Below are 19,228 nucleotides of genomic sequence, written 5' to 3'. Positions count from 1 at the left end.
GGTGACAGAACACCTTCAGTAAGGACGGCTGATCAGTGGCAGAACCTGAGACTGCACAGGAGTTCACCGCGCTGTACGCCGACAACCGCGGACGCGTCTACGCCTACGCCGTCGCTCGCGCCGGCAGGTCGCTCGCGGACGAGGTCGTGGCCGAGACGTTTCTCGTTGCGTGGCGGCGCTTCGCGCAGATGCCCAGAGGAGCGGCGCTGCCATGGCTGCTCGGCGTCGCGCGCAACGTGATCCGCGAGCGATATCGCGACGAGGAACGGCAACGAGCCATCGCCGCCGAGATGCTGGCGTGGGTAGCCGACGCGCCCGATGTCGCCGACGATGTCGCCGAACGATCGGCGATCCTGACGGCGCTCGCCGGGCTGTCGGAGAACGACCGGGAAGTGTTGACCCTGACCGCCTGGGACGGGCTTTCGCCCCGTGCGGCGGCCCGGGTCGTGAACTGTTCCGCCCCGGCGTTCCTCGTGCGCCTGCACCGCGCCCGCAACCGCCTCACCCGTGCCGTCGCGGCCGCCGGAGAGCCGGCGGCCGCCAAATCCCGTCCCACAAAGCCGAACATCACCGAGCCGGCCCTCACGAAGCCGGTCGTCAGCAGGGAGCCGAGCCGATGAAGAAGCACCCCGACGTCATGAAGTCTCTCGCCGCCGCGCGGCCGACGCGGTTGGACCCGCCCGGGTCGGCACCCTTGCCTTTCGCGCTGACGGACGTGGCTGCTCCCACGCGCCGTGCCCGGCGTCTCCGGGCTGCCGCCCTGCTCCCGGCCGGAGGACTCGCTGTCGCGGCCGTCGCCGCAGTCGCCGTGGTCGTGATCGACCCGGGCGGATCGGCGCCGACGCCCGGCGGGTCCGGGACGTCCGTCGAGGCGGTACGCCCGCTGACCACGTCCCAGATTCTGCTGGCGGCCGCCGAGCGCAGCAGCCAGGACGCCTCCGGCACCGGAAGGTATCTGGTCGTCCGGGCGGAGAGCGGGTCGGTGCTCACGGTCAGTTCCGGCTCCTCGACGTACGCGATGACGACCCGGTCGTCGGACGAGACCTGGTTGTCCCGTTCGGGGAAAGAACCCAACCTGGTGATCTCGCAGAACCTCGGCATGACCCCGCTGACACCCGCAGATGCCGCCGCCTGGCGCGCTGCGGGCTCGCCCGAGGAGGTGATGGTCGGCAAGCCGTTGCCGAACGGCCAGTTCGGCCCCGGCTCTCCCATCAGCATCTCCGGTGGGCCACCGCGAAGCTCCTCATCGGACGACGCGGGCATCTACGCCTTCGGCACCACCAACATCTCCGTACGCGATCTCGAGAAGCTCCCGACGGACCCGGCGGCCCTGCGGACCGCGTTGCTCAGGCACTTCGACGGCGGCGGTGGTGACATGCCCACCGACCGGGAGCAGTGGCTGCTGAGTGTCGCGTCTGACCTGATCGCCGACATCCCGGTCAGCGGTCCCGTGCGTGCGGCGGCGTTCCGTTTGATCGCCACCCTGCCCGGTGTGCGCTCGCTGGGCGCCGTGGCCGACCAGCGCGGGCGCATGGGCCAGGGCTTCGCGTTCACCTCGGGGAGTGCCGCCAACGGCTCCATCGAGCATCGCTTCGTGGTCGACACCGCGACCGGGCGCGCGCTCGGCGAGGAGTCTCGCGTTCTGCGCCCGGCGGGTACGACGGCCAGGCTCGAACCTGGCAGCCTCCTCGGCTACAGCGTCGTCCTAGAGCAGAAGACCACCGACGAGACGCCGCCGAACTAGAGCCGACCCCACGAGCGGCGGAGGCGGGCGGGCATCCGTCCCGCACTCCGCCGCTCGGTCGCGTCGGGCCGCTGTCGGGTGCGGTGATCCGCTTCGCTCGGGGTTGGTGGCGACGGTGACGCAGGTGCGCCGGCTGGCGGTGGACGCCCCGTTCTGAGGGCCGGCCCGGCGGTGCGATCCTCACGGGCTGACCGCGGACGCCGACGCCGGCTGTGGGTGGCCGGCCGGCGCCGGGCGCTCGCCGTCCGCCGGCCGGGGCGCCGGTCCGTCGGGTGCGTCCGAGTCCGGCAGGCGCAGCAGGGTGGCGAGGAACAGAGCCACCAGCAGTACGCCGCAGCCGACCGCGAAGATCGTGTCCAGGCCGGCCAGGTACGCGTGCGCCGCCGGTAGGCGCAGCTCCGGCGCCACCTGGGGCAGCCCACCCACCGTCTCGCCCGGCATCCGCCCGGCATAGACCCGGGCCAGTACGCTGCCGAAGATCGCCGCACCGAGCGCACCGCCAAGGTTCTGGAAGAACCGGACCGACGTGGTGGCCACCCCGAGTTGGGTGGGCGGGGCCGCCTGCTGCACGGCCGCGATGAGGAGTCCGAGCAGTTGCCCGAAGCCGGCCCCGAGCAGGAACAGGTCGGCGCGGATCAGCCACAGTGAGGTGTCGGTGCCGAGGGTGGCCAGGAAGCCCAGCGCGGCGGCCGCGGTGGCCGTGCCGGAGACCAGGAAGGTCTTCGTGGACCAGCCTCGGGCGGTGAGCCAGCCGGAGACGATGCCGACGAAGCTCAGCCCCAGGGCCATCGGCACGAGGAACAGCGCCGCGCTGCTGGCGGTCAGCCCGCGGAGCACCTGCAGGTAGACCATCAGGTAGATCAGCGCGCCCATCATCGCCGCGCCGACCAGGCCCTGGATCGCGAAGCTGAGCCGCAGGGTCGGGATCCGGAACATCGACAGCGGTAGGATCGGCTCGGCCGCCGTGGCCTGCCGCCAGAGGAACAGCCCGAACAGGGCCACCGCCGCGCCGACCAGGGACAGCATGACGGGGGAGGCCCAGGCGTACCGGTCGCCGCCCCACTCGGTGGCCAGCAGCAGCACCACCGCGAAGGCCGCGGCCATCGTGGCACCGGCGAAGTCGATGCGACGGCGCTCGGTCTGCCGGGGCAGCCGGAGTACGACGGTGGCCGTGATCAGGACCAGCAGGCCGAGCGGCAGGTTGATATAGAAGATCCACCGCCAGCTGATGTGGTCGACGATGAGTCCGCCCAGCAGCGGGCCGATGGCCATGCCGAAGCCGCCGATGAGCCCGCCGAGGTTGCCTCCCTGCTGTCGGCGGTCGACCAGGTGCGCCATCACGACCATGGTCACGCTCATCAGGCCGCCGGCTCCGATCCCCTGCACGGCCCGGAAGGCGATGAGTTGGGTCATGCCCTGCGCGACGCCGCAGAGCGCGGACCCGGCCAGGAAGGTGGCTACCGCGCCGAGGTAGACCGGCTTCGCGCCGAGCACGTCGCAGAGTTTGCCGTAGAGCGGCAGGGCGGCGGTGGCCGCCAGCGCGAACGCGCTGACCAGCCAGGGCAGCCGGGCCACGCCGTGCACGGGGTCGAGTTCCCGCACGATCGGCACGGTGGCGGCGGAGACGATGTTCGAGTCCAGCAGCGCCAGGGCGATCGTCAGCAGGCACATCACCATGGCCAGTTGCCGCTGGTTCTGCGTCATCAGGGGTCTCTCGGTCGTCGTTCGCATGTGTCCTCCGGGTGTCGTTGTCGTGTCCGGTCGCAGCCTGCCAAGAAATTTATACCAGGTCAACATTTAAGTTGAGTCAAATTATCGGCCTGGTACAGTCTGTGAGTGGTTGCACAGGAGTTGAGCCTTCGGGAGCGCAAGAAGCAGCAGACCCGCAGCCGGCTGTGGCGTACGGCGATCGAGCTGTTCGGCGAGCGCGGCTTCGACCAGGTCTCGGTCGCCGAGATCGCCGCCGCGGCCGAGGTCTCCAAGATGACCGTCTTCAACTACTTCGCCACCAAGGAGGACCTGGTCCTCGGCCCGATGCAGGAACACGTCGGTGACCTGGCCCGGATCGTGCGCGAGCGTGGCCCAGGCGAGTCCGTCGTCGAGGCACTACGCCGGCAGTACCTCGACCGGCTCGCCGCCCGTGACCCGTCGGTGGGCCTCAACGACGACCCCACCGTGCTGCGGGTGCAACGCCTGGTCCAGAGCACGCCCGCGCTGCTGAAGGGCGCCTACGACTTCCTCGTCCGCAGTCAGGACCTGCTCGCCCGCGAACTGGCCACGATGGCAGCGCAGGACGGGCCGGATGCGGGCGGTGGCCCTGCTGTCTCCGACTTCACGGCCCGCGCCGCCGCCGCGCAGATCGCCGCCGTACGCAACACGCTGTACGTGGAGATCATCGGCCGCCTGCTGGCGGGTGAGTCGGCGGACGAGATCTACCCCGATGCGGTACGACTCGTCGAGCAGAGCTTTGACCTGCTGGAACACGGGCTGCGCGGATTCGGTGGCCCGTCCGACCCGGCCCCGGCGGCTCCCGCCGCTGGATGAGCGGCGAGCCGACGGCGGTTCAGCGGCGAGCCCGGTGGCGTGGCTGGGCGGACCGGCTCAGAGCCAGGCGGTGCCCAGCCAGGCCGTGACGGCGGCGCTCGCGAGGAGAACGATGTTGAGCCCGATCTGCCGCGCCTCGCCCCGGAACAGGTGCAGAGCGGCACCGCCGACCTGGATCAGGACGAGACCGATAGCTGCCGCGACGGCGAGCCAGGTCGCGATCCCGGTCAGCGGGGGCAGGATCAGGCCGGCCGCGCCGAGGACCTCCAACACCCCGATGGTCCGGACCAGCGGCATGGGGACTACGTCGACCCGGCCCATCATGGGCTGGAGCTGCTCCTGGCTCTGGGTGACCTTCTTCCCCCGGCGTAGAGGTAGAACACGGCACCACCGAAGTCGACCTTGGCCACGAATCCGTAGCTGCCGGCGGCGGGCACAGCGCCACCACCGACCGCATAGGCCGAGGCGCTGGTCAACGAACCAACGGCAAGGCCGAGCGTGACCAAGCAGCCGTCCATCCGATCCGACCGTGTCTACCAGGCAAGACTTACTCCCCAAGATGTGAAGACCGCAGCTGCGGCGATATCGGTCTCGGGCCACAGTAGAAGACGAAAGCCGACCGGTGTGTCCTTCACCGGCGCCGGGAGCGGTAGCGTCGGGAGGCGAACAACGTTAGCCGCGGCAGGGTTGACGACGGGCTCACCGCAACGACGTTCCTCGATTACCCTCGATGTCGGTTCGTCGATTTCCACAAGGGAGGGCGCCAGATGGCCGCAGAAGAGGTAGCACCCCCTGGCGTTGACATCTCCACCCCGAGCATCGCCCGGGTCTACGACTACATGGTCGGCGGCAAAGACAACTTCGAGGTCGACCGGATGGTCGCGCAGCGCGCGCTGGAGATCGTGCCCGACGGCCTGGAGGCGGGGCGCGCGTGCCGGGCCCTCCTGCGCCGGGCGGTGCGTTACCTGGCGGCCGAGGCCGGCATCCGACAGTTCCTCGACATTGGTTCGGGGCTGCCCACCGAGACCAACGTGCACCAGGTCGCGCACGGGGTCGATCCGGCGGCGCGGGTCGTCTACGTCGACAACGATCCGTCGGTGCTGGTGCACGGGCACGCGCTGCTCGCCGGCGACGGCACGACTGCGCTGATCGAGGCGGACATCCGTTCCCCCGAGACGATTCTCGAGCATCCCGTGGTGCGGGAGAAGCTCGACTTCACCCAGCCGATCGGTCTGCTGCTCTTCTCGGTCCTGCACCACCTGAACGACGGCGAGGACCCGGGCGGGATCGCGGCGACCCTGCGGGACGCGCTGCCGCCCGGCAGCCATCTGGCGATCATGCATTTCTGGGATCCGGCCGAGGAGCATCCGGAGACGTCCGCGAGGGTGCGGGAATCCGAGCGGGTGTTCAACGAGAGCCTGGGCACCGGGCGCTGGCGCCGCCGTGCGGAGATCGAGGCCTTCCTCGGCGACTTCGAGCTGATCGAGCCGGGGCTGGTGCCGTTGGCCGAGTGGCGGCCTGACGGCGAGGCGGTGGCCGAGCAGAAGGAGACCTACTACACCATGCTCGCCGGGGTGGCCCGCAAACGCTGACGGCTGCGGGCCCCTGGCTACGCTGCCGGCTCGATCGCCTCGACGAGAATTTCGAGCACGTGTCGGTACGGCTGCCCGGTGGCCCGGCTCATGCCCATCTCGCAGGTCCGGTTGCAGGAGGCGTACGCGTCGTATGCGTGCTGGTTGACCTCGGCTGCCTGAGCTGCGGTGGCGCTGGCGGTGACCTCGGGATGCAGCAGCCCTCGGTCGCCGGCGAAGGCGCAGCACCCCCAACTGTCCGGCACTGTCACGGTGTCGGCGACCGCCCGGGCCACCGTGCGCAGGTCGTCGATGCCGCCGAGGTGCACGGTGGAGCAGGTGGGGTGCAGGGCCAACGCGCCCACCCGCCGGGGCTCCGGCAGCGCCGGCAGGAGGTGCGCGGCGGTGAAGGTCACGCTGTCGACGAAGCGCAGAGCGCGGTAACGTGCCCGGTCCTCGTCGGCCAGCGCGTCGGTCAGAGACGTCAGCCCGTGCGTGCAGGATGACGCGTCGCACACGATGGGTAGGCGACCCTGGTCGCTGGCCGCCCAGAGCGCGGCGAGGGTCCGCTCGGCCATCTCGCGGTGGCCGGCGGGGTAGCCCTTGGACTGCCAGGGCGTTCCGCAGCACAGGCCCGCCGTGCCGGCCGGTACGACGAGCGGCACCCCTGCCAGTTCGCACAGGCGCAGGAACGCCGCCGCGGAGCCGCCGGACGTGCCGCCCTCCGGGGCGAAGAGGCTGCCGATGCAGGCCGCGAAGAACACGGCCTGTGCGTCGGGCTCGCTGCGGGGACCGGGGCGGGGAGCGCCGGCGCGCGGTATGTCGTCGCTCCACAGGGGGACGAGTTCGGTGGCGCCGAGCCCACGGATCACCTGAGTGGCGGCGCGGGTCAGTGGGGTCGGTACGGCGTGGGCGGCATTCAGTCCTACCCGGACACCGGCGACGGCACCCTTCCAGTGCCGCGCGGCACCGCGGGCGGTGCGCTGGGCGAGAGGGCTGTGCCGCTCGGCGCGCAGCTTCTTCATCGCCGCGCCGGTGTCGATGCCGACCGGGCAGGCGGTGACGCAGAGGCTGTCCGCGGCGCAGCTGTCCACCGCGCTGTACGCGTAGTCGGTGGTCAGCTCCCGGCGGCGTTCCTCGTCGCCGGCGGCGGTGGCGAGGGCGATCTGCCGTTGCAGGACGATGCGCTGCCGGGGTGTGGTGGTGATGTCGGCGGTGGGGCAGACCGGCTCGCAGTAGCCACACTCGACGCAGGCGTCCAGCTCGGGGTCGACCGTCGGGACGGCCTTGAGCTGCCGCAGGTGCACGGTCGGGTCGTCGTTGAGCAGCACCCCGGGGTTGAGCAGACCGCTCGGGTCGCACAACCGCTTGAGCTCGCGCATCACGTCGTACAACTCGTCGCCGTACTGGCGGCGGACGAAGGGGGCCATGGCCCGGCCGGTGCCGTGCTCCGCCTTGAGTGTTCCCCCTTCGGCCAGCACGAGGTCGACCATGTCGTCGGTGAACCGGGCGTAGCGGTCGATCTCGGCCGGTGTGTCGAAGGACTGGGTCAGCATGAAGTGCAGGTTGCCGTCGCGGGCGTGTCCGAAGATCACCGCGTCCGGATAGCCGTGCCTGTCGAACAGGCGGATCAGCCCGTCGCAGGTGCCGGTCAGGCGGGGCATCGGCACCGCGACGTCTTCCAGCAGGGCTGTGGTGCCGGGCGTGCGGGCACCGGCGACCGCGGTGTAGAGGCCCTTGCGCAGGTGCCAGAGCTTGGCCCGTTCGCGCGGGTCGCGGGTCAGCTCGGTGCCGGTGACGGCGGGCAGCCGGTCGAGCACGGGCTGGGCATCGGCCAGCGTCTCGGCGAGCCGCTCCGCGCTGTCCTCGGTGAACTCCACAAGCAGCGCGGCGTGCCCGGTGACCGTCAGCCCGCGTAGGGCCTGGCTGGCATCCGGGTCGCGCTGGCTGACCCGCAGCGCGGCCGCGTCGAGCAGTTCGGCGGTACGGGCGCCGGCGGCGAGCAGGGCGGGCAGCGCGTCGGTGGCGTCGGTGAGGCGGGGCAGGATCAGCAGGCCGGTGGCGGCGTGTTCGTGGATCTCGACGGTACGGAAGACGGCCTCGGCCACGAAGCCGAGCGTGCCTTCGCTGCCGATCATCAGGTGGGCGAGCATCTCGACCGGGCTGCTGTGGTCGAGCAGGGAGTTCAGCCCGTACCCCATGGTGTTCTTCATCGCGAACAGCCGCTCGATCGTGGCGCGCGACCCCGGTGTCGAGCGCACCCGGTCGCGCAGGCGGAGCAGCCCGGCGTGCAGCTCGGGTTCGTCGGCCCGTAGCCGGTCGTCGGCGTCGCGCGCGGCGGAGTCGACGACGGTGCCGGATGGGAGGACGAAGCGCAGCGACTCCATGGTGCGGTACGCGTTGTCGGTGGTGCCGCAGGTCATCCCGCTGGAGTTGTTGGCCACCATGCCACCCACCGTGCAGGCGGCTTCGCTGGCCGGGTCCGGGCCGAGCCGGCGGCGGTAGCGGGCCAGCCGAGCGTTGGCCTGCCGGATCGTCAGGCCCGGCTGGAGCCTTATGCGGCGGCCGTCGTCGAGCACCTCGGCGTGCCGCCAGTCGGTGCGGACGTCGACCAGCACGCCCGCGCCGCCGGCCTGCCCGGCGAGGCTGGTGCCGCCGCCGCGCAGGGTCAACGGCACGCCGGCCTCCCGGGCCCCGGCCATCAGCGCCGCCACCTCGGCCGCCGAGGCGGCGCGAACCACGGCCTGCGGCTCGAACAGGTACGGCGAGGCGTCGTGTGCCGCCGCGAGCCTCCGGGGCAGCTCGGTGCTGGCCCGGGCCGGATCCTCCAGCCGTGAACGCAGCAGCTCGGCAACCTCGCGGGCGTGGACGTCGACCGCGGTGGGCGCGGGTACTCCTACGACGGGTCTCATCGGCGGATCCTCCCGAAAGGGGTGGTCAGTCGGGCACCGGCGACGCGACGATCTGCAACCGGCGCGGAGCGGTGCTGACCGGGTCCGGCAGTCGCAGCGGCTGACGGCCGGGGGTGATGCTGCCGAGCACGGAGGCGTGCCGCGCGCCCGTGCCCGACGGCAGGGCGCCCGGCAGCCCGTGCACGGTCAGGTAGCCCAGCAGTGCGAAGGCCAGTGCCTCCTTGGCATCCGATGCGACGCCCAGGTCGTCGCTGGACGACAGGTGGACGCCCGGCAGCTCATCGGCGATCATGCGCATCAGCGTCGGGTTGTGTGCGCCGCCGCCGGAGACGACGAGCTGGGTGACGCCGTGGTCGCGGCAGGCGCCGGCCACCGTGACCGCCGTCAGCCGGGTGAGCGTGGCCAGCACGTCCTGCGGATCGGGCGTGGGCGCGTCGGCGAGGGCGGCGAGCAGGTAGGGCCTGTGGAACAGCTCTTTTCCGGTGCTCTTCGGGCCGGGCAGCCGGTAGTACGGCTCGTCGAGCAGCCGCCGCAGCAGGTCCGGGTTCACCTGCCCGGCAGCCGCTCCGCGCCCGTCCCGGTCGTACTCCTCGGTGCCGCCGCTGAAGTGGCGTGCGGCGGCGTCGAGAAGGGCGTTTGCCGGCCCGGTGTCGAACGCGAGGGGGTCCGCGTCGGGTGCGACGACGGTGATGTTGGCGATGCCGCCCAGGTTGAGAGCGGCCGGGACGCCGGGCAGGCCACGCAGCAGCAGCGCGTCGAAGAGGGCGACCAGGGGAGCGCCCTGGCCGCCGGCGGCGACGTCGCGGCTGCGCAGGTCGGCAACGACTGGAAGGCCGGTGGCCTCCGCGATCCAGGCCGGCTGACCCAGTTGGAGAGTGCCACGGACCACCCCGGCCTCGACCCAGTGGTGCATGGTTTGGCCGTGCGAGACGACCAGGTTGGCGTGGCCGCCGCACAGCTCGGCGAGAGCCCGCACACCGGCCTCCGCGAAGGCCTGACCGATGCCGGTGTCCAGCACGCAGATCGCCTCGGTGCTGGTCGGCGCGGGCGGCAGGGCGGCGGCGATCTGAGTGCGCAGCCGATCGGGGTACGGGTGGCTGAGCCGGCCCAGTGGTCGCATCCGCAGGGTGTCGCCGCTCAGGTCGAACTGCGCCGCAGCAGCTTCGATGCCGTCGTAGGAGGTTCCAGACATCAGTCCGATCACGCGCATCGTGTCCTCCTTCACGCCCGGCCGGCGGGGGTCGCCGCCGGATCAGCGGTCTCCTCGGTGCGCCGGTGGTCGTACGGCGTCGCCGGGGCCGCGTGGAACCTGCTCGACACCGCGCCGACGAGCAGGGTGACCAGGACTCCGATCGGCACCAGCCACTGCGCGGCGATGGCGGTGGCGGTGGTGGTCCCGGCCGTCGTGACGTCGATCTTGACATAGCGGACGATGTAGGTCATCACCGCCACGGTGACGAGGAAGGCGATCACCGCGTCGACCTGGTTGGCCCGACTGACCAGACGGCCGAGCAGGAAGGCCCCGAGCAGTGCCCCGTAGGTGTAGCCCGCGATGGTCAGGCCGGTCAGGTAGACGTTTCCGGTGCTCGAGCTGAACGCGCATGCGAAGATCGCCATCAGCACCGCCCAGACCAGGGTCATCACCCGGGCGAGCCGGAGCATCGCGTCATCCGACGGGACCTTCCGGAAGAAGCTGTGGATGAAGTCGGCGACTGTGGAGTTCGACATCGAGTTCAGCGCCGACGACAGCGAACCCATCGCGGCACCGAGGATGCCAGCCACCAGCAGACCCGAGATGCCTACCGGCAGGGCGTGCAGGATGAAGCTCGGGTAGAGGTTGTCGCTGCTGCTCAGGCCGAGCTCCTTGAAGGTCTGACCCTTGTTGTACGACCACAGCAGCGCGCCGACCAGGGAGAACGCCGCGAACTGGATGACGACGAAGATGCCCGAGGAGATCATTGCCTTCTGGCCCTCGCGCAGCGTGCGGGTGGACAGAATGCGCTGGACGATCAGCTGGTCCGACCCGTGGCTGGCCATCGCGAAGATCGCACCGCCGATGATCGCGGTCGGCAGCGCGAACGGGCTGGTGAGCACGTGCGCGAGGGTGAAGTCGGTGTCGAAGAGGTGGAACTTGCCGGCGTCCAGCGCCTGCGCGTAGCCGTCTCCGCCGACGGCGTTGCTGAGCACCGCGATGGCCAGGATCGCCCCGCCGAGGTAGAGCCCCATCTGGATGGCATCGGTCCAAATGACCGCCTTGATGCCGCCGAGGTAGGTGTAGACCACCGTGATGAGCGTCAGAACGATGATGATGGCTTGATAGCCGACCTGAAGGCCGAGCTCGTCGAGGAGCAGCTTGATGGGGATGGCCGAGGCGAACAGCCGTACGCCCTCGGCGAGCAGGCGGGTGAAGACGAACGTGACGGACGCGAGACCCTGAAGTTTCAGGCCGAACCGCTCACCGAGGTACTGGTAGGCGCTGACGAACCCACCCCGCTTGTAGAGCGGGATGAGCACCGCGGCCACGACGACGCGACCGATGACGTAGCCCAGGGCTAGCTCGACGTTTCCGAACCCCTGACCGCTGTAGGCGCCGCCGGGCACGCTGATCACGGTCAGGACGCTGGTTTCGGTGGCGACCACGGAGAACGAGACGGTCCACCACGGCAGTCGCCCCTCGCCAACAAAGTAGTCCTTGGCGGATTTCTGCTTGCCCGACAGGCGTAGTCCGACGAAGGCGATCACCACGAGGTACAGCACGATTACGACAAGGTCGAGTTGACGCACAGCTCACTCCCAACCAGCGGTTGTCAATAAGTGACGCTGGACCAGCGTAACGCGAAACTTTTTGCCAGTGCCGGTCTGGGCTGGCTACGCTGTGGTCCCAGCCTGCTGGTACGGGGGACATCCACACCGGGCAACCGCGCCTATCGCGGTCGAAACGGCGCGTTGCCGACGAGGTTCCGCCGGACGGCCAGCCCTGTCCGCAGCCGCACCTCAGCCTGGCCGCGGCGGCGGGTCACGAGCCCACCATCGACCGCACCGGCGAGCCACCGCCCGCCGGCCAGCGACCGAACACCACCAGCGAGAGGAACGAACACCCCGTGGACCTCAGCACCCTCGGCACCGAGACCCGCAACGACAAGACCACTGACCTCGACCAGATGTCCCCCACCGAGCTGCTCCTCGCGATGAACGACGAGGACCACTCGGTCGCGCAGGCCGTCCGTCGGGCCGTGCCGGACATCGCGGCCGCCGTCGACGTCGTCGTGGCGTCGCTGCGCCAGGGCGGGCGGATGATCTATCTCGGTGCCGGCACCAGCGGCCGGATCGGCATGCTCGACGCCGTCGAGATCCCACCCACCTTCGGTACGCCGCCCGGCCGAGTCGTCGGTCTGCTCGCCGGCGGGGCGGGAGCATTCGCTGTCGCCGTCGAGGGCGCGGAGGACGACCCGGCCGGCGCCGTCGCCGACCTCGACGCGATCGGCCTGACCGCCCGCGACACGGTGGTTGGGCTCGCCGCCAGCGGTCGTACCCCGTATGTGGTCGGCGGGTTGGCGCACGCCCGCGCGCTCGGAGCGGCAACGGTCTCCGTCGCCTGCAACTCCGACGCGGTGATCAGCCGGTACGCCGACGTCGCGGTCGAGGTGCCCACCGGCCCCGAGGTGCTCACCGGCTCCACCCGGCTCAAGGCCGGCACCGCCGAGAAGCTCGTCTGCAACATGATCTCGACCGCCACGATGGCCCGGCTCGGCAAGGTCTACGGCAACCTGATGGTGGACATGAACGCCACAAACGAGAAGCTCGTCGATCGGGCACGTCGGATCGTCGCCGAAGCCGCCGACACCGATCTCGACACCGCCACGCGGGCGCTCGCGGCGGCGCACGGGCACGCCAAGACGGCCATCGTGCTGCTGCTGGCCAACTGCACGGCCGAGGAGGCCGCAGCGCGGCTGCGCGACGCCGACGACGACGTCCGGGCGGCGGTCGCGGCCTGACCCACGGGGGCGGCGACTTCTTCGCGATCCGGCCTCATTGAATGCGCTGCACCACATCCCCGGAGGTCAGTGCGTCGTTTCCTTGCCGATCGCTTCGCGTACGGCCGGGGCGATCTCCGTGGCCCAGCGGCTGAGGGAGGCAATGTCCGGCGTGCCGCCGCCTGGTGAGAAGAGCGTGAAGCCGGACGCGCCGTGCTCCAGTACGGCCCCGGTCAGCTCCTCGATCCACTGGCCGACGGAGCCGCCAATCCAGCGGCCGTCGCCGTCACGGGTGGCGGCCATCGGCCGGTCGGTGATGCGTCCGGGGAAGTTGAAGACCGTACGGATCTCGCGCGGATCGCGGCCCACGGCCGCTGCCGCCTCGTCGACGACCGGCCGCGACACCCGGTACCGCTCGCTGAGCCAATCCGCAGCGTGGCCAGGGATCCAGCCGTCGGCCACCCGCCCGGTGGCGGCCAGGGACTTCCGGCCGACCGATCCGGTCCACACGGGGGGCGCGGCCACCGGGGCCGGCTCGATCTGGTTCACCTGGTAGTGGCGGCCCCGGTAGGTGACCGGCGGACCGCCACCGGACAGCATCTTGACCAGGACGATCGCCTCCTCGAAGGCGTCCACCGCTTCGGCCGGTGACAGCCGCGGCACTCCCATGTCGGCGATCCGATCCCACAGCCCGCCCGCACCCATGCCGAGCACGATGCGGCCGCCGGAGAGCGCCGACAGTGACGTCACCGTCCGCGCCAGCATGGGAGCCGGCCGGGTCGGTAGGTTGGTGACGTTGGCGAAGCCCGAGATGCGCTCCGTGCGTCCGAGGATGAATCCGACGGTGGCGTACGCGTCCAGGCGCCCGCCGAGGTAGGGGTGGTCCGACAGCGAAAAGATGTCGAGCCCGTCCCGGTCGGCCTGTTCAGCCATGCGCAGCAGCTCCGGCCCATCGCTGATGTCGCTATGCGCGCCAAAGCCGAAGACGAGTTCCTGTACAGACAATGCTCTGCCTTTCATTCGAGGAGCGATCCGGTTCGCTGCGGACGACACGTCCGCGAATCGTTGTGCCAGGGCTGATCACCAGGCGTACGCCTCGGGCGCTGGTTTGCCCCCGTTCGGACCGGGCGGCGGGAACAGTTCGTCCAGCTTGGCCAGCACGGAGTCGTCGAGCCTGATCGTGAGCGCGCGCAGCGAACCGTCGAGCTGCTCGGCCGTCCGTGGCCCGATGATGGGTCCGGTCACGCCGTCCTGCGCGAGCAGCCACGCCAGCCCGACATGGGCTGGGTCCTCGCCGATGTCGGCGCACAGCTTCTCGTACGCCTCAATGGTCTCGCGGTGCTGGGCGAGCACGCCGACGGAGCGTCCCGTGCTGCCGCGCGAGGCGCTACCCTCCCGCTGCTTCCGCAGGACGCCGCCGAGCACACCGCCGTGCAGCGGCCCCCACGGGATCACGCCCAGCCCGTAGTGCCGCGCCGCGGGCAGCACCTCCAACTCGATCCAGCGCGTCATCAAGCTGTACATCGACTGTTCGCTGACCAGCCCGAGGAAGTGCCGCGACCGCGCGGCCTCCTGCGCCTGCGCAATGTGCCAGCCGGCGAAGTTGGATGATCCGAAGTAGAGCACCTTGCCCTGCTGGCGGAGGACGCTGAACGCCTCCCAGATCTCCTCCCACGGCGTGTTCCGGTCCACGTGGTGCATCTGGTACAGGTCGATGTAGTCGGTCTGGAGGTGCTTGAGCGACGCGTCGCACGCGCGCCGGATGTTCAGCGCGGAGAGGAAACCCTCGTTGGGCCAAGCGCCCGTCGGGATGTAGACCTTGGTGGCAAGGACGGTCTTCTCGCGCCGGCCGCCGCCGGAGGCGAACCACCGGCCGATGATCTGTTCGGTGGCGACTTCGCCCGGCCTTGTGCCGTAGACGTTCGCCGTGTCGATGAAGTTGATGCCGTGCTCATGCGCACGATCCATGATCGCGTGACTGTCCGCTTCGGAGGTCTCGGTCCCAAAATTCATGGTGCCGAGTACGAGCCGGGAAACGGAAAGGCCGCTGCGGCCAAGGTGGGCGTACTCCACGTGTTTCACCCTTTCAGGCGGTGCGGCCGAACTGCTCGATGAAGCGGCCGGTGAACAGATCTGCGCCCTTGAACTCGGAGACCATCGCGGTCGGAGCGACGAACGGGCCCTCGGGAGAGGGCAGCTGTCCGACACCGCCGTTCGGACCGAGTGGGAGCAGGATCATGGGGAAGGGCAGGGGCTGGTAGGTGGCCGTGGGCTGCTCACCGTTCAGCTGGGCGGTGATGTTCTTGGCGACCACCTCGGCGTGCTGCATCGCGTACCCGGCCATCTTGGCCTCCGCGACGTCGGTGATGTCGCCGACCGCGTAGACGTGGTCGTGCCCCTTGACGTTGAGAAGTTCGGTCACGGGAACCTGGCCCTGCGGCGTACGGGTCGTGAGCTTGCCGTCGGCGAGGTATTCGCTGTTGGTGCTCGTCCCGTAGGCGCGGAACCAGATGTCGGCGGTGATCTCGTCACCGCCGGTGGTGGTGACGGTGCAGGTCTCCGCCGATCCAGGCTCGGTCGTCGGGGGCACCCTCAGATCGGTGCCCAGCCGCAGCTGGATACCCCGTTCGTCGAGCTGCCGGTGCAGGTCCTGGCGCATCTCCGGCTTGAAGCCGGGGAGCAACTGCTCGGCCGGGTCGACGATTGTCACCTGCTTGTGTGGCCAGACCTCCTTGATTTCCCCGGCCAGCTCCAAACCGACCGGCCCGGCGCCGAGGATCAGCACCCGCTCGGCGTCGACCAGTTCCTTGTGGGTCTGGCGCAGGTCGTCCAGCGCCTCGCTGATGCTGGTGGAGTTGGCGTTGGGCTTGGCCGGATAGGCGTAGCTGGAGCCGGTGGCCAGGACCAGATAGTCCGCCTCAACCCGCTGGCCTGAGGCCAAGGTGACGCCGCCCGGGTCCACCGAGACCGCGCGGTCGCGAATCACCGTGCCCCGCGTGAGCAGCGTGTCGAAGGGGAAGAACATGTTGGGCGCCCAGTCTGGCTGGGCCAGCGCCCGCAGCGATCCCGCCGAGTTGACGAACGCGTCCCGGGGATCGATGAGGACGACGTCAGCCTCGGAGCTCAGCGCCTTGGCGACCGCCGACCCCCCGTAACCTCCGCCGATGACTGCGACGGTACGACCCATGATTTCACGCTCCACATACAACCGGGGTTCAGTTCGTTGCACGAACCATATTGGTTCGTGACACGAACTGCAAGTCCATTCTCGTGGGTCACGAGATCCCGGTCTTAGTTCTTGCGAGCGGTGGAGGCTCCTTCGTCCGGCTCCAGGAAGACCGCCGGAACGTCGTTGTCCAGCACGACGCGGCCGAGCAGGCCGGCGAGCGTGGCACGTTCGGCGGCGCTGAATCCCACCGGCAGCTTGTCGATCCGCCGGCAGGTCTCGGCATAGAAGTCCTCTGCGAGCCCGTCACCGCGCGGAGTGAGCGCGACCCGCACCGCACGCGCATCCTGCGGGTCTGGCTCGCGCCGGAGCAGGCCGTTGCGCTCACTGCGGTCCACCAGGCCGGTAAGGCTCGACTTGGCGAGCCCCAGCACCGCACCCAGTTCACCCATGCCGTACGGCCGCGCCATCAGCACGCACAGCAACTGTCCCTGCTGCGGCGTCAGACCGTACTCCTGGGCCGACTCGGCGTACACGGCATTCACCAGGAACGTGGACCGCACCAGCGCGGCCACAACCCCGATCTGGCCATCATCATGCTTACCCACTCAGCCAGAGTACATCAAAGCACCTTATAATTCGGGACGCGAACTTTCTGGCGTGTGCATCGTTAATTGGCGCTCGATGGACCCGTGCGCTGGGGGCAGCTTCCAGGTTGCCAGCGGATCTCCGTGACGCTACGTTCGGATGCTATCGACGTACGTCTACGTAACGAGGTGCGGGGGCCCGCATGTCCACGTCTGTCACTCGTCGCACCGTTCTGGCCGGTGGGGCCGGTGCCGCCATCGGCCTGGCCCTACCCGGCCTCGCCGCCCACGCCGGTGGCCACCACCCCACCAGCGTGAGCTTCACCCTCGACGCGAGAACGCTCGACGGCGGTGAGCAGGTCACCTCGGTCACCCTCGACACCGGCCGGCTCGGGCCGATCGACCCGGCCGGGCTGACCCCCGGCACGTTCACCGTGCACGCCAAGGCCACCAGCCCGATCCCGATCGCCCCCGACGATCAGATCTTCAGCGTCTACGACCTGGACCGCACGGTGACCGCGGCCCGGCTCGACCGGCACGGCAACATCGTGCTGGAGCTGAGCCACGCCGAAGGTCAACCCGGCGGTGGCACCCTCGGCTACATCCTGAGCAGGGGCCGCAACGTCCAACTGGACCTCGTCTACACCATCACGCAGAACACCCCGATCGTCCGGCGCCACGGCTCGCCGGTCACCATCACGCACTTCGTGCAGGCAGGGCTGTCGAACCCCGAGGTGGACGCCTTCAGCCACCACGTCTCCGGCTCGGGCATGAAGTACCGGCTCTACTCTCCCGACCACTCGCCCCGACACGGTCGGCGGCCGCTGATCGTCTGGCTGCACGGCGGTGGAGAGGGCGCCTCGCTGCCCGACGACTACTACGACAACGAGACCACACTGCGCGCCAACCGCGGAGCGCTCGGCTTCGCCACTGGGCAGGCGCAGCGGATCTTCTCCGGCGCGTACGTCGTCGCTCCGCAGAGCACCTCCTACTGGATGGAGGACGGCCCCCGGTTCGCCCCGCTGATCCGCGAGATCGTTCAGGACCTCGTGCGTGGCAAGCGTGTCGACCCCGACCGGATCTACGTGGTCGGTTGCAGCAACGGCGGCTACATGTCCCTGGAGATGACCGTTGCCTATCCCGACCTGTTCGCCGCGTCGGTGCCGATCTGTGGTGTCGTCGAGCCGCTTGGCGGGGGAGGCCCGCCGCTGATCACCGATGCGGAGCTGGCAAGGATCCAGACCCCGACCTGGCTGGTCACCTCGCGCGACGACGACACCGTGCCACCCGAGACCAACACGATCCACGCCCACGACCTCATCCCGGGATCGCTGATCAGCGTGTACGACCACGTCGTCTGGGACGGCTACCAGTTCCCCGGCCACTGGTCCTGGATCTACGTGGCCCGCAACGACCCGAGCCTCAACGGCGTCCACATCTGGCAGTGGATGGCCCGCCATCGTCGGTGATCTGCGGTCGGGTCCAACGCACGGGCCCTGATCCGGGCCCGGCCGTGACCGGGAGAAAAGAGCGGCCGCCCGAGCCCAGCTGGCCGCTCTTTCTCGGGTCAACACCAGGTCAGCGTCGAGTTGACCCGCGTGACGTTGCTGATCGTGTTGTTCGCCCCACCGCAGGGGCTGTGGGTGATGTTGGTGCCGCTGACGGTCAGATTCTGGAACCGGATGCTGGAGGAGATCGGGAACTCGGGTCGGTTCCGGGGAGTGGCAGCGGCATCTGTCCTCCGTGAGGTTCGTGAGCGACCGTTGGTCGGTACGGCAGCGCCGGCGGCGCGCGGTGGCCGGGCCCACAGCGTCGCCGGCGACGTGAGTTGCTTCAGTGGCGGCGGTTCGTGGTTGCGGCGGACAGCAGCGTGGGCCAGTCCTGGGCGGTGGCCCAGTCGGCGAAGCTGTGCCAGCCGACCTCCGGGTAGTCGCGGTGCAGCGCGACGACGTCCACGTCCAGGCCGACGGTGGTGAAGTAATCGAACATGGCCGCCAGGTCGGTGGACCGCTGTCGGACCTGGGCAAGGGGCACCTGCTGGTGGGTGATCGCGACGCCGACGGCGCCGGCGAGGATTTCGGCCATCTGGGCGGGGGTGCGCTCGTCGGACGCGATGTCGATGCGACGGCCGGCGAACTCGGCGGAGCGCTGCAGGACGAGCGCGGCGAACGCGCCGATGTCGACTGCCGGGATGAGAGTGAGCGGCCGGTCGGCCGGCATTGGCCAGGCGAAGGTGCCCGTGCGCAGGCCGTCGAGGGTCCAGCCGGTGGCGTAGTTGTCCATGAACGCGGCCGGCGCGATGACCGTCCAGGGCACACCGGAGGTGCCCAGGTGTTGCTCGACCAGGTGCTTGCTCTCGTAGTGCGGGACACCGGTGCCGCGGTCGGCGTGTGCGGCGGTCGTCAGCACGATGTGGCCGAGGTTGGCGGCTGCCGCGGCGTCGACGAGGGCCTTGCCCTGCCGGACTTCGGTGGCAAGGTCAGTGCCGAACGGCGTGGTGACCGCGAACAGTGAGTCGGATCCGGCGAGCGCGGCGTCGAGGGAGGCGCGATCGTCGAAGTCGGCCTGGAGCACCTCTGCGCCGAGGTCGCGCAGGGCTTCGGCGGCTGGCGAGGTGGGCTGGCGGGTGAGTGCGCGTACCCGGTGGCCGGCCTTCAGCAGGGCGCGGGCGGTGGCCCCGCCCTGCGCGCCGGTGGCTCCGGTGACGGCAACGGTGAGCATGAGTTCTCC

At 70.2% G+C, this 19,228-nt stretch carries 17 protein-coding genes; 6 read left to right on the top strand and 11 right to left on the bottom strand.

What is annotated here, in order from left to right; genetic code table 11:
- Nucleotides 1-35: 35 nt before the first annotated feature.
- Complete coding sequence (locus ACLQ28_RS14330) at nucleotides 36-620, top strand: RNA polymerase sigma factor (RefSeq protein WP_425686736.1); 585 nt, start codon at nucleotides 36-38, stop codon at nucleotides 618-620.
- Nucleotides 617-1,744 (top strand): CU044_5270 family protein, encoded by a 1,128-nt coding sequence (locus ACLQ28_RS14325; RefSeq protein ID WP_425686735.1) that lies wholly within the window; start codon nucleotides 617-619, stop codon nucleotides 1,742-1,744. The genes ACLQ28_RS14330 and ACLQ28_RS14325 overlap by 4 nt, the downstream gene beginning before the upstream one ends.
- Before the next feature lie 180 nt (nucleotides 1,745-1,924).
- Here ACLQ28_RS14325 and ACLQ28_RS14320 read toward each other — a convergent pair whose 3' ends face one another.
- Nucleotides 1,925-3,448: an MFS transporter gene (locus ACLQ28_RS14320; RefSeq protein ID WP_425686734.1), complete on the bottom strand. Its 1,524-nt coding sequence runs from the start codon at nucleotides 3,446-3,448 to the stop codon at nucleotides 1,925-1,927.
- A 132-nt stretch (nucleotides 3,449-3,580) separates the two neighbouring features.
- Between ACLQ28_RS14320 and ACLQ28_RS14315 the strand changes: the two genes are divergently transcribed.
- The gene (locus tag ACLQ28_RS14315) at nucleotides 3,581-4,288 is read left to right on the top strand and encodes a TetR/AcrR family transcriptional regulator (protein ID WP_425686733.1); all 708 of its coding nucleotides are present in this window, start codon (nucleotides 3,581-3,583) and stop codon (nucleotides 4,286-4,288) included.
- A 57-nt stretch (nucleotides 4,289-4,345) separates the two neighbouring features.
- Here the strand turns inward: ACLQ28_RS14315 and ACLQ28_RS14310 are convergent, their stop codons facing one another.
- Both ACLQ28_RS14310 and ACLQ28_RS14305 read right to left on the bottom strand, forming a co-directional pair.
- Nucleotides 4,346-4,585, bottom strand: a complete 240-nt coding sequence (locus tag ACLQ28_RS14310; protein WP_425686732.1) for a DoxX family protein — start codon at nucleotides 4,583-4,585, stop codon at nucleotides 4,346-4,348.
- Between the two features lie 23 nt (nucleotides 4,586-4,608).
- Nucleotides 4,609-4,806: a hypothetical protein gene (locus tag ACLQ28_RS14305; RefSeq protein WP_425686731.1), complete on the bottom strand. Its 198-nt coding sequence runs from the start codon at nucleotides 4,804-4,806 to the stop codon at nucleotides 4,609-4,611.
- Between the two features lie 249 nt (nucleotides 4,807-5,055).
- On the opposite strand from ACLQ28_RS14305, the gene ACLQ28_RS14300 reads away from it, so the two are divergent.
- Nucleotides 5,056-5,880, top strand: coding sequence for an SAM-dependent methyltransferase (locus ACLQ28_RS14300; protein ID WP_425686730.1), 825 nt, complete (start codon nucleotides 5,056-5,058; stop codon nucleotides 5,878-5,880).
- A gap of 17 nt (nucleotides 5,881-5,897) precedes the next feature.
- On the opposite strand, the gene ACLQ28_RS14295 is transcribed toward ACLQ28_RS14300, so the two are convergent.
- From ACLQ28_RS14295 to ACLQ28_RS14285, 3 genes are read right to left on the bottom strand one after another with little or no spacing between them, the layout of a single operon-like run.
- Nucleotides 5,898-8,771 carry an FAD-binding and (Fe-S)-binding domain-containing protein gene (locus ACLQ28_RS14295; protein WP_425686729.1) on the bottom strand — a complete coding sequence of 958 codons (2,874 nt, stop codon included), beginning with the start codon at nucleotides 8,769-8,771 and terminating at the stop codon, nucleotides 5,898-5,900.
- A gap of 25 nt (nucleotides 8,772-8,796) precedes the next feature.
- Nucleotides 8,797-9,981, bottom strand: coding sequence for an anhydro-N-acetylmuramic acid kinase (locus tag ACLQ28_RS14290; RefSeq protein WP_425686728.1), 1,185 nt, complete (start codon nucleotides 9,979-9,981; stop codon nucleotides 8,797-8,799).
- An 11-nt stretch (nucleotides 9,982-9,992) separates the two neighbouring features.
- Nucleotides 9,993-11,555, bottom strand: coding sequence for a sodium:solute symporter (locus ACLQ28_RS14285; RefSeq protein WP_425686727.1), 1,563 nt, complete (start codon nucleotides 11,553-11,555; stop codon nucleotides 9,993-9,995).
- Nucleotides 11,556-11,872: 317 nt separating this feature from the next.
- Here ACLQ28_RS14285 and murQ point away from each other — a divergent pair, with 317 nt between their 5' ends.
- Nucleotides 11,873-12,766 carry an N-acetylmuramic acid 6-phosphate etherase gene (gene murQ, locus ACLQ28_RS14280; protein WP_425686726.1) on the top strand — a complete coding sequence of 298 codons (894 nt, stop codon included), beginning with the start codon at nucleotides 11,873-11,875 and terminating at the stop codon, nucleotides 12,764-12,766.
- Between the two features lie 66 nt (nucleotides 12,767-12,832).
- Here murQ and ACLQ28_RS14275 read toward each other — a convergent pair whose 3' ends face one another.
- From ACLQ28_RS14275 to ACLQ28_RS14260, 4 genes are all read right to left on the bottom strand, one after another.
- The gene (locus ACLQ28_RS14275; RefSeq protein ID WP_425686725.1) at nucleotides 12,833-13,765 is read right to left on the bottom strand and encodes an LLM class flavin-dependent oxidoreductase; all 933 of its coding nucleotides are present in this window, start codon (nucleotides 13,763-13,765) and stop codon (nucleotides 12,833-12,835) included.
- A gap of 60 nt (nucleotides 13,766-13,825) precedes the next feature.
- Nucleotides 13,826-14,818, bottom strand: coding sequence for an aldo/keto reductase (locus tag ACLQ28_RS14270; RefSeq protein WP_425686724.1), 993 nt, complete (start codon nucleotides 14,816-14,818; stop codon nucleotides 13,826-13,828).
- 13 nt (nucleotides 14,819-14,831) lie between these two features.
- The gene (locus ACLQ28_RS14265) at nucleotides 14,832-15,932 is read right to left on the bottom strand and encodes an NAD(P)/FAD-dependent oxidoreductase (RefSeq protein WP_425686723.1); all 1,101 of its coding nucleotides are present in this window, start codon (nucleotides 15,930-15,932) and stop codon (nucleotides 14,832-14,834) included.
- A 104-nt stretch (nucleotides 15,933-16,036) separates the two neighbouring features.
- Nucleotides 16,037-16,519, bottom strand: coding sequence for a MarR family winged helix-turn-helix transcriptional regulator (locus ACLQ28_RS14260; protein WP_425686722.1), 483 nt, complete (start codon nucleotides 16,517-16,519; stop codon nucleotides 16,037-16,039).
- Nucleotides 16,520-16,701: 182 nt separating this feature from the next.
- On the opposite strand from ACLQ28_RS14260, the gene ACLQ28_RS14255 reads away from it, so the two are divergent.
- Nucleotides 16,702-17,967, top strand: a complete 1,266-nt coding sequence (locus ACLQ28_RS14255; protein WP_425686721.1) for a prolyl oligopeptidase family serine peptidase — start codon at nucleotides 16,702-16,704, stop codon at nucleotides 17,965-17,967.
- A 364-nt stretch (nucleotides 17,968-18,331) separates the two neighbouring features.
- On the opposite strand, the gene ACLQ28_RS14250 is transcribed toward ACLQ28_RS14255, so the two are convergent.
- On the bottom strand, nucleotides 18,332-19,219 hold the full coding sequence (locus tag ACLQ28_RS14250) for an NmrA/HSCARG family protein (RefSeq protein WP_425686720.1): 888 nt from the start codon (nucleotides 19,217-19,219) through the stop codon (nucleotides 18,332-18,334).
- Between the last annotated feature and the right edge of the window lie 9 nt (nucleotides 19,220-19,228).

Source organism: Micromonospora sp. DT201, assembly GCF_049841575.1.
In the GTDB taxonomy this organism is placed as follows: domain Bacteria; phylum Actinomycetota; class Actinomycetes; order Mycobacteriales; family Micromonosporaceae; genus Micromonospora.
The sequence above is the reverse complement of the archived record's forward strand: the minus strand, read 5'-3'. Positions and strand labels throughout refer to the sequence as shown.